At 50.6% G+C, this 541-nt stretch carries 1 rRNA gene (cut by a window edge); it reads left to right on the plus strand.

What is annotated here, in order from left to right:
• Positions 1-541, plus strand: a 23S ribosomal RNA gene (locus ACP69V_RS15825) (its annotated part continues 533 nt past the right edge of the window); the annotation flags it as partial.

A 541-nucleotide genomic window follows, 5' to 3' on the forward strand; every position in this document is an offset into this window, starting at 1 on the left:
ATAGGCGTAAGAGGCGAACCAGGGGAACTGAAACATCTAAGTACCCTGAGGAAAAGAAATCAACCGAGATTCCCTTAGTAGTGGCGAGCGAACGGGGACTAGCCCTTAAGTGGCTTTGAGATTAGCGGAACGCTCTGGAAAGTGCGGCCATAGTGGGTGATAGCCCTGTACGCGAAAATCTCTTAGTCATGAAATCGAGTAGGACGGAGCACGAGAAACTTTGTCTGAATATGGGGGGACCATCCTCCAAGGCTAAATACTACTGACTGACCGATAGTGAACTAGTACCGTGAGGGAAAGGCGAAAAGAACCCCGGAGAGGGGAGTGAAATAGATCCTGAAACCGTATGCGTACAAGCAGTGGGAGCCCACTTTGTTGGGTGACTGCGTACCTTTTGTATAATGGGTCAGCGACTTATTTTCAGTGGCGAGCTTAACCGAATAGGGGAGGCGTAGCGAAAGCGAGTCTTAATAGGGCGTCTAGTCGCTGGGAATAGACCCGAAACCGGGCGATCTATCCATGGGCAGGTTGAAGGTTGGGT

It is taken from the genome of Brevundimonas sp. PWP3-1b1 (assembly GCF_049896065.1).
Classification (GTDB): domain Bacteria; phylum Pseudomonadota; class Alphaproteobacteria; order Caulobacterales; family Caulobacteraceae; genus Brevundimonas; species Brevundimonas intermedia_B.